The 14,433-nt window shown below is 46.0% G+C and carries 10 protein-coding genes; 1 reads left to right on the forward strand and 9 read right to left on the reverse strand.

Annotated elements, in window-relative coordinates:
- Nucleotides 1-260: 260 nt before the first annotated feature.
- Both J7E78_RS22720 and gyrA read right to left on the reverse strand, forming a co-directional pair.
- Nucleotides 261-1,379 (reverse strand): HD-GYP domain-containing protein, encoded by a 1,119-nt coding sequence (locus J7E78_RS22720; RefSeq protein WP_215078305.1) that lies wholly within the window; start codon nucleotides 1,377-1,379, stop codon nucleotides 261-263.
- A 219-nt stretch (nucleotides 1,380-1,598) separates the two neighbouring features.
- A complete protein-coding gene (gene gyrA / locus J7E78_RS22725; RefSeq protein WP_215078306.1) occupies nucleotides 1,599-4,163 on the reverse strand; it encodes a DNA gyrase subunit A in 2,565 nt (854 codons plus the stop codon).
- A 425-nt stretch (nucleotides 4,164-4,588) separates the two neighbouring features.
- Here gyrA and J7E78_RS22730 point away from each other — a divergent pair, with 425 nt between their 5' ends.
- Nucleotides 4,589-5,536 (forward strand): YheC/YheD family protein, encoded by a 948-nt coding sequence (locus J7E78_RS22730; RefSeq protein WP_251035201.1) that lies wholly within the window; start codon nucleotides 4,589-4,591, stop codon nucleotides 5,534-5,536.
- 92 nt (nucleotides 5,537-5,628) lie between these two features.
- Here J7E78_RS22730 and gyrB read toward each other — a convergent pair whose 3' ends face one another.
- The 7 genes from gyrB to gntK form a co-directional block, all read right to left on the reverse strand.
- Entirely contained in the window at nucleotides 5,629-7,539 is a 1,911-nt protein-coding gene (gene gyrB, locus J7E78_RS22735; RefSeq protein WP_215078307.1) for a DNA topoisomerase (ATP-hydrolyzing) subunit B, read from the reverse strand.
- 145 nt (nucleotides 7,540-7,684) lie between these two features.
- The gene (gene remB, locus J7E78_RS22740; RefSeq protein ID WP_017691405.1) at nucleotides 7,685-7,933 is read right to left on the reverse strand and encodes an extracellular matrix regulator RemB; all 249 of its coding nucleotides are present in this window, start codon (nucleotides 7,931-7,933) and stop codon (nucleotides 7,685-7,687) included.
- 14 nt (nucleotides 7,934-7,947) lie between these two features.
- Nucleotides 7,948-9,060: a DNA replication/repair protein RecF gene (recF, locus tag J7E78_RS22745; RefSeq protein WP_215078308.1), complete on the reverse strand. Its 1,113-nt coding sequence runs from the start codon at nucleotides 9,058-9,060 to the stop codon at nucleotides 7,948-7,950.
- A 57-nt stretch (nucleotides 9,061-9,117) separates the two neighbouring features.
- A complete protein-coding gene (gene yaaA / locus J7E78_RS22750) occupies nucleotides 9,118-9,333 on the reverse strand; it encodes a S4 domain-containing protein YaaA (protein WP_036611994.1) in 216 nt (71 codons plus the stop codon).
- A 16-nt stretch (nucleotides 9,334-9,349) separates the two neighbouring features.
- Nucleotides 9,350-10,492, reverse strand: a complete 1,143-nt coding sequence (dnaN, locus tag J7E78_RS22755; protein ID WP_017691408.1) for a DNA polymerase III subunit beta — start codon at nucleotides 10,490-10,492, stop codon at nucleotides 9,350-9,352.
- Between the two features lie 220 nt (nucleotides 10,493-10,712).
- The gene (gene dnaA / locus J7E78_RS22760) at nucleotides 10,713-12,059 is read right to left on the reverse strand and encodes a chromosomal replication initiator protein DnaA (RefSeq protein WP_036611990.1); all 1,347 of its coding nucleotides are present in this window, start codon (nucleotides 12,057-12,059) and stop codon (nucleotides 10,713-10,715) included.
- Between the two features lie 804 nt (nucleotides 12,060-12,863).
- On the reverse strand, nucleotides 12,864-14,411 hold the full coding sequence (gene gntK / locus J7E78_RS22765; protein WP_215078309.1) for a gluconokinase: 1,548 nt from the start codon (nucleotides 14,409-14,411) through the stop codon (nucleotides 12,864-12,866).
- Nucleotides 14,412-14,433: the final 22 nt, after the last annotated feature.

The following is a 14,433-nucleotide window of genomic DNA, read 5'->3' on the forward strand; positions in this document are numbered from 1 at the left end:
TATCTTTTCCGATCCAACTTAGCAAGCTCTTTTTTTAAGTTTCTTTCGAAGCTTATATTTGATTTGCTTGCCGCACCATGTAAACTGTGTTTTCTTGGCCGGACTTAGAATATACCATGTACAGATTTACAATGCAAGTCTTTTTTTGAGTAATGTTATATATAATCTTTCTGTTTTTTCTACATTTCCACATTTATCTCACGTAAAAGGCCTCTCTATAAAAGAAAGGCCCTCTCATCAAGTTACTTTAATATTTATTCTTATCCGATAACCTCTTGGATGTGAAGCTGCCGTTGCTGCATCAGGTTAATGATGGTTCCTTCTACTGACACCATAGGCCGTGTAGGATGATCTCGATCAGAGAATACGATCTCTCCAATTTGGTTATTGCTGAGTTTTACTCGGATGCCATTATGGATCTGGGTCGACCGTTGAACAAATACTCTCACAATTGCAGGATCCAATTTCCCAAATGCCTCACTTTGGATCTGTTCTAGAACTAGGTAAGGTGATTGTGCCTTGCGGTAGATCTTCTCCAGCGTCATGGCGTGGAAAATATCAGCGATAGCTACAATCTTGGCATAAATATGAATCTGCGTCCCACTGAGCTGCAACGGGTAGCCTGATCCATCAACTTTTTCATGATGCTGCAAAGCTGCAAGTCTGGCTCCCTCATTAATGGCCTTTGCCTGCTTAAGTATCTGATAACCATATTTCGTATGCTGACGAATCTCTTCCTGCTCTGTGGCCGTCAACGTGGATGGTTTATGGAGAATCTGCGGATCTACCTTGTTGTTACCAATATCATGGAACAAGCCTGCAAACGCAACTTGCATCCAATCCTTGGAGGGAAGATCAATCCACTGGGCCAGTTGATAGGATGTGATTGCACTCAGTACAGCATGGTGATATACATAATCATGTTCTTGCATTACTCGTGGACTGAAGGTAAGCACATTATATTGTTTGAGATGTGCAAACACAGCCTCCAACTGTGTACGCAACTCATAGACAGGCAGTTCAGCCGCCAGAGAGGACAGGAATGCCTTTTTGGTTAGTCCGACCATCTTCTCATACTCATCCTGCAGAGACGTTACTACAGGAACTGTCGTGGCGTTCCCTGTCTTCCCTGCCCGTTCACCATTCTTGTCATTGGCAGAACTTCCTGCGGACACTGATGCACCTTTGGTTCCTGTACTACTCAACGCCATTCTTTCTTGTTCAATATCTACCTGTTGAATCATAAAGGCTCTGAGCACTTCCATATCCTTGGGTAAAATGACTTTTCCCTTCTGAAGCAGAACGTTGCCGCGAAGTGTTTGCACATCACTCCCAAGTTTGAGTCCTGGTTTGACTTCTGACAGGGTGATTAATCCCATGTATATTCCCCTCACTCATCGTTCTTCTATGTTAATAACAAACAAGACCATAGTACCGGTTTTTCATGATATTTCCCATTATATTACTCAGGAATCAGGCTGTACATCCCAGATCCGGAAGAATGAGAGATTCCTTTATACAAACAAAAAGGCTCCCCGTGGGAGCCCTCGCAATCCTCTTCCAATCTCCAAGAGATCGGTCTTTATAAAATTCTGTTTTTATGCTTCCGAACCGGAATCGTCGTCGCCCACAACTTCATTAACGTCAGCGTCAGAAACGGTGCCTTCTTCCAAGCTTACTACCGGAGCTTGGGACTCCTCGCCTTCCAAGCCTTCAAGCGACTCATCGTCTGGTTCTTCTTCATTTTTGTCAATTCGGCTGACTGTAGCTACTGAATCCTCGTCACGAATATGAATCAGCTTCACACCCTGCGTGTATCGACCCATAGTGGATATGCCTTCCATGCTCATCCGGATCAACGTACCGCTAGACGTGATAATCATCAGATCCTCTTCGGTTTTAACCATTTTGAGGCTGACTACTGCGCCGTTCTTCTCTGTGACATTAATAGTCTTGATCCCTTTACCGCCACGAGTCTGCATCCGATAATCACTGACAGGTGTACGTTTACCGTAACCTTTGGCTGTAACGATCAGAACATCAAGCTCTTTATCAACTACATCCATTCCTATAACAGCATCCTGTTTGTCCAATGTAATCCCCTTAACTCCGGTTGCACTACGTCCCATGGAACGTACATTACCTTCGGAGAATCGAATAGACATTCCGTGAGCTGTACCCATGATGATCTCTTGCTGTCCATCGGTCAGCTTAACATCGATCAGAACGTCATCATCACGTAAGGAAATACCGATCAAGCCGCCTTTGCGAATATTGGTGTAATCCTCAAGTGGCGTTTTCTTCACAACCCCTTGGCGAGTAGCAAAGAACAAGTATCTGTCACTTTCGAATTCCTGAACCGGAATCACAGCATTGACGGATTCACCCTGCTCGATCTGGATCAGGTTGATAATCGGCGTTCCCCGTGCGGTACGTCCAAGCTCTGGAATCTCGTAAGCTTTGAGACGATATACTTTACCTTTGTCGGTGAAGAACATGAGGTAGTTGTGAGAGTTGGTCACAAACAGATGCTCGACAAAGTCGGTATCTTTCGTATCCATTCCCACGACCCCACGTCCACCACGTTTCTGGCTGCGGTATGTGGATACCGGCAGACGTTTCACGTAGCCTGTATGAGTAATCGTAATGATAACCTCTTCACGTGGAATCAGGTCCTCATCCAGAATGCTCTCTTCACCTACAGTGATCTCCGTACGACGATCATCGCTGAAGCGGTCGCGGATCTCTTGCAGCTCCGTACTGATAATCTCAAGCACCAGATGCTCATTAGCCAGAATTTCGCGATACTCTCTGATTTTGACCATCAGTTCGTTATATTCATTTTCAATACGTTCGCGTTCCAGACCTGTGAGACGTTGCAAACGCATATCGAGAATAGCTTGAGCCTGATCATGACTGAGTGAGAAGCGCTCAATCAAACCTTCTCTTGCTGCATCCGCATTACTGGATGAACGAATCAACGTAATAATCTCGTCGATATGATCCAGCGCAATACGTAAACCTTCTAGAATGTGTGCACGAGCTTCAGCCTTTTTCAGTTCAAACTGCGTACGTCTGCGAATAACCTCAATCTGATGCTGCAGGTAGTGATACAGCACTTCGCGCAAGTTCAGGATTTTAGGTTCTTTATTAACAATCGCAAGCATGTTAATCCCGAAAGTGGATTGCATCGATGTATGTTTGTACAGGTTGTTCAGGACAACCCCCGGATTCACGTCTCTGCGAAGCTCAATTACAACCCGCATACCATTACGGTCAGACTCATCACGAAGGTCAGTAATGCCATCAATCTTTTTATCACGTACCAACTCGGCGATTTTCTCAACGAGTCTCGCCTTGTTTACCTGATAAGGCAGCTCCGTAACGATAATTCGCGCCTTGTTGTTGTTCTCTTCGATGTTGGTTTTGGCCCGCATCGTTACTGAACCCCGTCCGGTCTGATACGCCTGGCGAATCCCTGATCGGCCCAAAATGTAGCCGGACGTAGGGAAGTCTGGTCCTTGAATGTAATCCATGAGTTCCATGGATGTAATGTCCGGATTTTGAATCATGGCCTGTACACCATCAATGACCTCACCCAGGTTATGAGGAGGAATATTGGTGGCCATACCTACCGCGATTCCTCCGACCCCATTGACAAGCAAGTTAGGAAAACGAGCAGGCAGAACGATTGGCTCATGTTCTTCACCGTCATAGTTCGGCTGGAAATCAATCGTATCCTTGTTGATATCTCTGAGCATTTCCATAGCAATCTTGGACAAACGTGCTTCGGTGTAACGCATGGCTGCTGCCATATCACCATCGACCGATCCAAAGTTACCATGTCCATCTACATGCATATAACGCAGGGAGAAATCCTGTGCCATCCGTACCATCGTCTCGTAAACAGCAGAGTCACCGTGTGGGTGATACTTACCGATAACTTCGCCGACGATTCTGGCTGATTTTTTATGTGGTTTATCGGGTGTCATGCCAAGCTCTGACATCGCGTACAGAATACGCCGGTGAACCGGCTTCAATCCATCACGCACGTCAGGTAAGGCACGGCTAACGATGATGCTCATCGCATAATCCATAAACGATTCACGCATCTCGACGCCTATATCCCGATCTGTAATCTGAGAGTTCATTTCTTCCGCCATGCTGAACCTCCTTCTTGTCCTTCAACAAACGTTCCATTCCGTCATGCAAAAAATTGATTATATGTGAAAAGCCTAACAAGGCTAAAACCGCGCAAGAACGCTACTCTTTATTATATTACTTTCACAAAAGTTACACAATTAAACGTCCGCTGGGCAATAGCCTTTCTTCCGGGAACTTCTGCGTGTCTGGGGATACGCCCTGCCTTCCTCCCCAATTGCACATACAATGCTAGAAAAACGGCATATGTACTGTGACTACCGAGGTTAAAGCCATTCCCGTCCTACGATCAAACTGCAAATTGTGCAGCTCATCGCACAAAACGCCATATTTCTCTATTATACCACTGAAATCGTCTCTTGTCCTTTGATTTCTCCATGTCTTTCCCTCTTTAAAACTGAGCAAAACATGAAAGGACTGATGAATCTTGGCTATCCAACGCGTCTCCAGCAAATGGGCCAAAACAGCTGTGTTACAACGCAGTCGCATTGTGAATGAATATATCCCAGTGACCCGAAAATATAGCCGTCAAACTCTGGAACGAATGACTGAATTATTTGAGTCCAACTATATCAAACCGGACCGTGGTACTTACGGTAATGGCGTTATGCGAGTAAAAACAACCCATTTATACGAACCTGTTGTTAATTCCGAAGATTCCACCACAGATGCAGAGGTTCCGGATGAAACCAATGATCGGAACCTGCCTGATGAACCCGAAGCAGGTGCTCTTACCTCCAGAGATACCTATCTCACAACCACATATCAACTCCAATATGGTACAGAGGAGAGATCATTTCATTCCCTGGACGAACTCGAACGAGCACTGAATGATCGCATTCAGGAACGTGATTATATCATTCAACAGGGAATCTCGCTGATGAAGCATGGAGATTTGCCTTTTGACCTGCGTGTGTTAACTCAGAAAAATCTGCAACACAACTGGGAAACAACAGGTATTCTGGGACGGGTTGCTGCGCCGGGCAAAATCATCACCAACATTCATGGGGGTGGACGATTGGCCACGTTTGAAGAACTCGTACTCCCCCACCTTCACCAGGATGGCTTTAAAAAACTTCGCACAGAGCTGTACCGCTTAGGTACTCATACCGCTGTGCAATTGCAAACATCATTTCCAAGGCTCAAGGAGATTGGTATTGATATTGCGCTAGACGAAGAAGGGCGTCCCTGGATTCTTGAAGTCAACACACTGCCAGGCATTTATGCCTTTGGCTTATTACCGTACAAGGAGGCGTACCGGAAGATCAAACGTTATGCGATTGCGTACGGTCGTTTGCCCTCCAAAAAGGGTAAGAGCTCTCGTACATCCCCTAAAGCACAGGCCTCGTCTGCCAAAAAACGTGTTCGCAGATAACAAAGGGATACGGAAGTCTTTGTCTACTGCCTTTCTATTCAATACTTCCCCTAATATAAAAAGGCGCCCTCTCAGGCGCCTCTTCGAATATGTTAAATGTCGAGGTTTTTCACGTATTTCGCATTTTCCTGGATAAAATCACGACGCGGTTCAACGTTATCCCCCATCAGGGTGTCAAACATGGTATCAGCAAGTATGGCATCATTAATCGATACTTGCATCATGGTCCGACTCTCCGGATCCATCGTTGTTTCCCACAATTGTCCGGCATTCATCTCACCGAGACCTTTGTAACGCTGAACGTTGAACTTCGCATTTTCACCGAGACTTGCAATAATTTCGTCGCGTTCTTTCTCGGAACCAGCGTAGCGAATCACTTTGTTACGCTCAATCTTGAACAATGGCGGTTGTGCAATATATACATAACCTGCCTCGATGATTTTGCGCATGTACCGATACAGGAATGTCAGCAATAGTGTTCGGATATGAGCACCATCGACGTCGGCATCGGTCATCAGTATGATTTTGTGATAGCGGGCTTTGGCAATATCGAAGTCATCACCAATACCTGTACCCATTGCCGTAATAATTGCTCTAATCTCTGCATTACCCAAGATCCGGTCGAGACGGGCTTTTTCCACGTTCAAAATCTTACCACGCAGCGGCAAAATCGCTTGGAAATGACGATCCCGTCCTTGCTTCGCTGATCCGCCTGCAGAGTCACCTTCGACGATGTACAATTCGCTGATTGAAGCATCCTTGGATGAACAGTCTGCCAGTTTACCTGGAAGTGAGCTTACTTCCAGTGCGCCTTTACGACGTGTCAGTTCACGGGCTTTACGGGCAGCTTCACGCGCACGTGCTGCTTGCAGCCCTTTTTCCAAAATGCGACGGGATACGGAAGGATTCTCTTCCAGGAACTCCTGCAGCTTCTCGGCAAACAAGGATTCGACAATCCCACGCACTTCGCTGTTGCCAAGCTTGGTCTTTGTCTGTCCTTCAAATTGCGGTTCCGGAATCTTGACCGAAATAATAGCTGTCAAGCCTTCACGCACGTCATCCCCGGAAAGGTTCCCCGTGCTGTCCTTGATTACCCCTGCCTTACGGGCATAGTCATTGATAATCCGCGTAAGGGCACTCTTGAAACCTGATTCATGCGTTCCGCCCTCATGCGTGTTGATATTGTTGGCGAAGGAATAGATGTTCTCGGTGTAGTTGTCATTGTATTGCAGAGCAACTTCCACCTGGATGTTATCTCTGGAACCTTCAACGTAAATTGGATTCTCATGCAATACTTCGCGCTTCTGGTTGAGGAAGGAGACGTATTCGATAATGCCGCCTTCGTACAGGAATGAGTTGGTTGCACCTGTACGCTCATCGGTCAGTGTAAGACCAATACCCTTGTTCAGGAACGCCAGCTCACGAATACGGGCTAGCAAGATGTCATAGTCGTAAACTCTCGTTTCCGTGAAAATTTCAGGATCCGGGTGGAACCTAACCGTTGTTCCGGTTTCGTCGGTTGTACCGATCGTTCTCAGGTCATACTGCGGAGTACCACGACGGTATTCCTGTTGATAGACATGCCCGTCAACCTTAACTGTGACAACAACTTTTTCGGATAGTGCGTTAACTACGGATACACCTACACCGTGCAGACCACCGGATACTTTGTACCCGCCACCACCAAACTTACCTCCTGCATGGAGGACGGTCATAACGACCTCAAGCGCAGGACGTTTCATTTTGGCATGTTCACCGACAGGAATCCCACGTCCGTTATCGACAACAGTGACACTGTTGTCTTCATGGATAGTAACCTCGATATGGTCACAATAACCTGCGAGCGCTTCATCGATACTGTTGTCCACTACTTCCCAGACCAGATGATGCAGACCTTTGGAACTGGTGGAACCGATATACATCCCCGGACGTTTCCGTACGGCTTCCAGTCCTTCAAGAACCTGAATTTCATCTGCACCATATGACGGTTGATTCATAGACATGCTTTCACCTACTTCTATAAGATTCAATATCGTAATTATGCGTTAACTAAGAATGTTTACTGAAAAAGGCAATGTACTTCATTCCAGCCAGCTGTCCAAATTAAAGACAAGCAGCAAAAGACACACCTTTTATGCCACACAACCGCTAGAGATCAGGAAAAATGTGAGCCCGCTTCTTCAGCGTGGCTGAGGAGATCGGCGAGTAGTACACAATGTTTTTGGTCACCACAATGGACTTGGCTTCCTCTTCGCCGATGTGTTCCACTGTTTTTTCCTGCTCGGCATGTGTCACATACTGCTTGGAGATCTTTGAGGATTTTTCAATCGATATATCAAAAATAGCGACCAATTCGGAAGAACGGATGATCTTCTCACCGCCCAGATGAATGTACATAAGCCCCTCACTCCTTAGCGTTCAACCTGTCCGGCATGAACGTGATAAATACTGGCATCTTTGAGCTTGTCAACGTTTAGGCTCTCGATCCCCGTAGCCGTAATAAAGGTTTGCACCTTGCTCTGGAACGTTTCGATCAGCTGCGTCTGACGAAAAGGGTCCAGCTCGGACAGGACATCGTCCAAAAGCAGAACTGGATATTCTCCGATTTCTTCATGAATCAGTTCAATTTCCGCAAGTTTAAGGGACAACGCTGTTGTGCGCTGCTGCCCCTGCGAGCCATATGTTTGTACTTCCCGATCGTTAATGAAAAAGGACAGGTCATCCCGATGCGGCCCACTAAGGGTTGTGCCTCGGCGAATCTCCTGCTCTTTCATTTGTGATAATTTTATCATAAATTGGTCCATTAAGACAGCTTCATCTTCCTCAGCAGCTTCGCTGAAGGAAGGAAGGTAGGCCAGCCGCAAGACTTCTCCGCCTCCGGTGATCCCCTGATGAATCGTTTCTGCCCACTTTTGCAATTTCTTTATGAATTGTTTCCTTTTTATTACGATTTTAACACCATGCTCGACCAGTTGTTCGTTCCACACCTCAAGCATGGTCTGGGCCGATTCCCCTTTTCCCCATAACTGCTTAAGCAAATTGTTTCGTTGGACGAGCACTTTTTGATATTGCTGCAGATGATACAGGTAACCTGGTGCAACCTGTCCAATCTCCATGTCAAGAAACCGGCGGCGGACCCCCGGTGTGCCTTTTACAATCTCCAGATCCTCCGGTGCAAACATCACAACATTGAGCGCTCCGACAAAATCGCTTAACTTGCGCTGCTCCAGGCCGTTAATCTTTGCTTTTTTGCCTTGTTGCGACAAAGATAGTTCAAGCTTGACCGATCCGTACTTTTTGTCGACCTCTGCTGCAACTCTGGCACGTTCCTCACCGAAACGGATTAACTCCTTGTCACGGGATGTACGGTGGCTCTTGGTGAGTGCAAGTACATAAATCGCCTCTGCAAGATTGGTCTTGCCTTGGGCATTTTGCCCAATCAACAAGTTTACGGGACCAAAAGAATCCAGTCTCAGATGTTCATAATTGCGGAAATTCTGCAGATCAATGCTGTTCACAAACACGCGGTAACCTCCCTTTTATCCCGTCCGTCAGGAGGCAGCAGGATCGAACTGATTTTCTTACTCTGCAGCAACTTCGAATGTGCCTTCTCCGTCCACTTCAACGATATCCCCAGGGTATAATTTACGTCCCCGTCGTTCCTCAGGCTCTTTATTCACACGTACAAGTCCCTCCTGAAGCAAAGCTTTGGCCATCCCACCGGTTGGGATGCAATCAGCCAGTTTCAAAAATTGATCAAGCTTAATATATTCCGTACGAATCGTAACTTGGTTCACTGTGATCTTCCTTTCGTTAGTTGGTCGTCCGATATGGCAATATCACGTAAAGGCTGTGACTGTCATCCAGCGGTTTCAAGATAATTGGACTCATGACTCCTGTAAAAGCGATCATCAGCTGCTCACTTTCAACCACTTTCAGCACATCCAGCATGTATTTGGAGTTGAACGAGATTTTTAACGGATCTCCTGTAAACTCGGCAGGTTCGATTTCTTCTCTTACTTTACCTAGCTCGGAAGAGCTTGAGGAAATTTCGACTGATCCCGAATCCATGGTTTGCATACGCACAATGTTTGTTTTTTCTTCACGCGACAGCAAATAAGCCCGATCGATGGATTCACTTAATTTTTTTGTATCTAAAACAAGTTCTGTTTTGTATGACGTTGGAATAATTCTAGAAGTATCCGGATAGGTTCCGTCCAGAATACGGGAGTAGAACAATACACGGTCGATTTTGAACAGGACCTGGTTATCTGCAACAACGATATCCACAAGGGTATTTTGATCCGGAACAATTTTGCTGAGCTCGTTCAGCGTTTTACCGGAAATGACCACGTTGTTAAAGCGGATACCTTCTGCATTATCCAGCATTGCTGATCGAGTAGCAAGACGGTGACGGTCTGTTGCCACAAATTTCAATTCGTTGTCACCTAAGCTCCAAAGTACACCTGTAAGGATTGGAGTTGTCTCATGTGTGGAAATGGAGAAGACGGTTTGTTTGATCATATTTTTCAGTAAATCTCCCGGAATGGAGACCGTTTGGTTTTCTTCGATGCTTGGCAGTACCGGGAATTCTTCCGGATCAAGACCTACCAGTTGAATCTCGGTAGCACCTGCGGAGATAAAGGTGTTGAAGTTCTCTTTGACTTCCATGTGCACTTCCTGTGATGGGAGCTTCTTGATGATCTCCACGAAAAACTTGGCTGGCAAAACTACACTGCCGGGTTGATCTACCTGAACTACGCTTTTATCTCCATCTTCAAGCGGGATGAAGGATTGAATGGATATATCGGTGTCACTTGCTGTCAACGTTACACCTTGATGATTCACATCGAATTTGATACCGCTCAGAATCGGAATCGTTGTACGGCTGGAGATCGCTTTGGATACTTGCTGTATGGAATCGTTTAAGTAGTTTTTCATTATGCTGATTTTCATGGTTTCACTCCTAGCTGTTTTTTTGGGTGTTGGGGTGTTAAAAGGGGTTTTTCAAAGGCCGAAGGCTAAGCTCCGAAATGGCTATTTTGGAGATGATATCTTTAAGATCTTTTTAGTAATAATAGTAATAGGGGCACTGAATATGTGGATAAGTGGGTATAAACCCATACACCCAAGCCTATCCACATGTGTATACGTTGTGCATAGGCTTGGGACTTGTTCAGGTTGGATTCTTAATTTTTTCGGTTAAGTTGTTGATAACTTTATAGAGATCCTGATCGTTTTTAATCGCTTGGGAGATTTTTTCGTGAGCATGTATGACAGTGGTGTGATCTCGTCCTCCGAATGCTTCCCCAATTTTGGGCAGAGAAAAGTCTGTCAGTTCACGAGAGAGATACATGGCAATCTGTCTTGGGAAAGCAACTGCCTTGGTCCGTTTCCGTGCTTTGAAATCTTCAAGCTTAAGGCTATAATACTCGCCGACCTTTTGTTGGATGTCATGAATAGTGATCATTTTGGGACGACTGGAAGGAATAATATCCTTCAGTGCTTCAGCTGCCAGATGAGTGGTTACATCTTGATTAGTCAGTGAAGAATAAGCAACGACCCGAATCAGAGCACCTTCCAATTCACGGATGTTGGTGTCAATCTGGTTGGCAATATACATCATCGCTTCATTTGGAATATCCAAGTTTTCCGCACGTGCCTTTTTACGCAAAATTGCAATCCGTGTCTCCAAATCTGGAGGCTGGATATCCGTAATTAACCCCCATTCAAAGCGAGAACGAAGCCGTTCTTCCAGTGTCGGAATTTCCTTCGGTGGTCTGTCGCTGGAGATGATAATCTGCTTCCGTTCCTCATGCAGCGCATTAAACGTATGGAAAAATTCCTCTTGTGTTGATTCTTTTCCCGCCAAAAACTGAATATCATCAATGAGCAGAATGTCGACGCTCCGGTATTTGTTACGGAAGCTCTCCCCGCGGTTGTCACGGATCGAGTTAATGAATTCGTTCGTGAATTTCTCAGACGACAAATAAACGACTTTGCTGCCCGGATCATGCTCCAGAACATAATGTCCGATCGCATGCATCAAGTGAGTTTTACCGAGACCTACTCCTCCATACAGAAAGAGAGGATTGTAAGCTTTGGCGGGCGCTTCAGCGACCGCCAGCGATGCGGCATGGGCAAAACGGTTGCCCGGTCCGATGACAAATGTATCGAACGTATATTTCGGATTCAGCATGCTGAGTACGGCTTCTTCCTGTACAACTGTAGGCGTTGGTGCCGGCAGTTGCGGGTCCGGTTCAGCAGGCTTGTTCTCTTCGATGACAAATTTCACATCGACTTGCTTGCCAAGCAGCTCGTATACCGTCGAGCCAACCAATTTGGTGTAACGGCTCTCCAGCCATTCGACGGCAAACGTGGTTGGTGCGGAAATGACGATTGAACGGTCATTTAGCTTGGTGGCTTTGGTGGCTTTGAACCAGGTGTCAAAGCTGGGTTTGCTGAGTTTGTTTTGTATGATTGATAAAATTTGCTGCCATAAATCAGAAGTATGGCTGTCCACAGACTGTCACTCCTTTTACATGTTCCAAGTGTGGCTTAAGCCATGATGCAGTGTCGAAATACGAGATATATTGTTGAATTTATCCCCAAACCCCCGCAGGTCGAAAACAAAAAAAGTATGAACAACGGAAAATTGTTCACAACTTTATCCACAGGCTGTTGATAATATTATGAGTCAGATCACATATTCACATCCAAAAGTAATACAATCATAGCAAAAGAAACCCCGCATTTCAACGTATCGCGTGATTTTATCCACAAATTCAATAACTTGTGTATAATTTTTAGTCACAACACAATATATTGTTTATAAACTGTTTAATTTTCGACAGAATGACCCAAAAACCAAAAATGTTTTATACACAGGTTATCCGTCAAATGATGCCAAATTGTGTGTAAAAGTATTCTTCGTTTGTGAATAACCTGTCTGTGGATAACCGTAAAGTGAAAATGAAGCATGATCAGGAGCGGAAAAAGAGTGACCTTAGACTCTCGTGTTATTCTTGCCAAGGGGGCGATGATGAAAGCGACGAATTCAGTGTCAGGATGGGAGACGGAGAGGGGAGTAAACTCATGCCTTTAATTGAACAAGAGGACTTCATTTTAAGACATGTGTAATGAGAATTATCAGGGTCAAGAGCTAAGCTGATGCTCAAATATGGAGGTTGAAGTATATGATTGTATACTATGCATTCAAAGGATAGATTATGCGTGTATAGCAAAGAGGTTGTCGCCCAAAACCGATTTTTGGTTTTGGGCGACAACCTCTTTTTTTTGGTGCAGAGACGAAGTATGGATTGATGATTTAGAGACGGGGAAGGGACATCTTACGCTGGAATTCAGCGATATCTGCGTATTCCTCTTCCAGTTTGCGAGAGATCCGAATAAAGATGAGCAGCAGCTCCTGATAGAGGACAGCATTCTCTTTGACAGGGGTATGTCGATGCGTTGTACCCACCATGGATGATACGGCATGAAGCGATTCTATTCGCCCTGTAGCGTACAAACCAAGTACAACGGCACCCAGACAGGAACTTTCAAAGCTCTCGGGTACAACCACTTCCTGATTGAAGATATCGGACATCATCTGGCGCCAGAGAGGGGAACGAGCGAACCCACCTGTGGCTTGAATGGAGGTAGGTTGCCCAATCTGTTCTTCCATGGCGAGCAGTACCGTGTACAGGTTGAAAATAACCCCTTCCAGGACAGCACGGATCATATGCTCTTTCTGATGATGGAGTGTTAAGCCAAAAAAGGAGCCACGGGCATCCGGATTCCACAATGGGGCACGTTCGCCCGATAGGTACGGATGGAACAGAAGTCCTTCCGATCCTGGCCGGACACGTTCGGCAATTTTGGTCAGCACATCATAGGAATTGATGCCAAGTCGCTTCGCTGTCTCCACTTCAGACGCGGCGAATTCATCCCGCACCCAACGAAACAGCATGCCACCGTTATTCACAGGCCCGCCAATAACCCAAAGATTCTCTGTGAGAGCGTAACAGAACGTTCGACCTTTGGGGTCGGTAACCGGACGGTCAACGACAGTACGAATGGCACCGCTGGTTCCGATGGTTGCTGCAACAACACCTGGTTCAATGGCGTTCACGCCGAGATTGGATAGAACCCCGTCACTTGCGCCAATAACAAAGGGCGTGGAGGGGGAGAGAGCCATTTTTTCAGCCGATTCGTGATTCATTCCTTCTAATATATGTGTTGTAGGTACAAGCTTCGAGAGATGGTCGGGTGTAATGCCTGCAATCTCTAGGGCCTCTGCATCCCAGTCCAGTTGTTCCAGATTGAGCAAACCTGTGGAGGAAGCGATGGAATGGTCGACGACATATTGTCCGAATAGACGGAAGAACAGATATTCTTTAATCGAAATAAATTTGGCGGTGCGCTCAAAAAGTTCAGGTTCATCGTGGCGCAGCCACATTAATTTGGTCAGCGGTGACATGGGATGGATCGGTGTACCTGTGCGCAGGTAGATGCGATGGCCCAATCCATTCTCTTGCAGCTTGGCAGACCAAGCTGCACTTCGATTATCTGCCCAGGTGATGCAACGGGTTAAGGGTTTGTTATCCTGTCCCATGGCAATGACACTATGCATAGCCGAGCTACAGGATACAAACAGGATCTGCTCGTCAGCAACACCACTCTGATCCATAACCCCTCGCACAGAGCGGAGGGCCGCTTGCACAATCTCTTCAGGGTCCTGTTCCGCAACATCGGGTGCAGGGGTGTACAAAGGGTATTCCTGTGTTGAGGTACTGACGACGGAGCCCTGCTCGGTAAATAACACGGATTTGGTACTGGTGGTACCAATATCGATCCCAATCATGTAGTTGTTCATATATTTAATCCTTCTTTCTCCA

It is taken from the genome of Paenibacillus polymyxa, from assembly GCF_018614975.1.
Taxonomy (GTDB): domain Bacteria; phylum Bacillota; class Bacilli; order Paenibacillales; family Paenibacillaceae; genus Paenibacillus; species Paenibacillus polymyxa_E.

What these genes read in the sequence shown, in the direction of transcription:
- J7E78_RS22720 (WP_215078305.1), bottom strand. Translation starts at nt 1,379, where the DNA reads ATGGGATTAATCACCCTGTCAGAAGTCAAACCAGGACTCAAACTTGGG.
- gyrA (WP_215078306.1), bottom strand. Translation starts at nt 4,163, where the DNA reads ATGGCGGAAGAAATGAACTCTCAGATTACAGATCGGGATATAGGCGTC.
- gyrB (WP_215078307.1), bottom strand. Translation starts at nt 7,539, where the DNA reads ATGTCTATGAATCAACCGTCATATGGTGCAGATGAAATTCAGGTTCTT.
- remB (WP_017691405.1), bottom strand. Translation starts at nt 7,933, where the DNA reads ATGTACATTCATCTGGGCGGTGAGAAGATCATCCGTTCTTCCGAATTG.
- dnaN (WP_017691408.1), bottom strand. Translation starts at nt 10,492, where the DNA reads ATGAAAATCAGCATAATGAAAAACTACTTAAACGATTCCATACAGCAA.
- gntK (WP_215078309.1), bottom strand. Translation starts at nt 14,411, where the DNA reads ATGAACAACTACATGATTGGGATCGATATTGGTACCACCAGTACCAAA.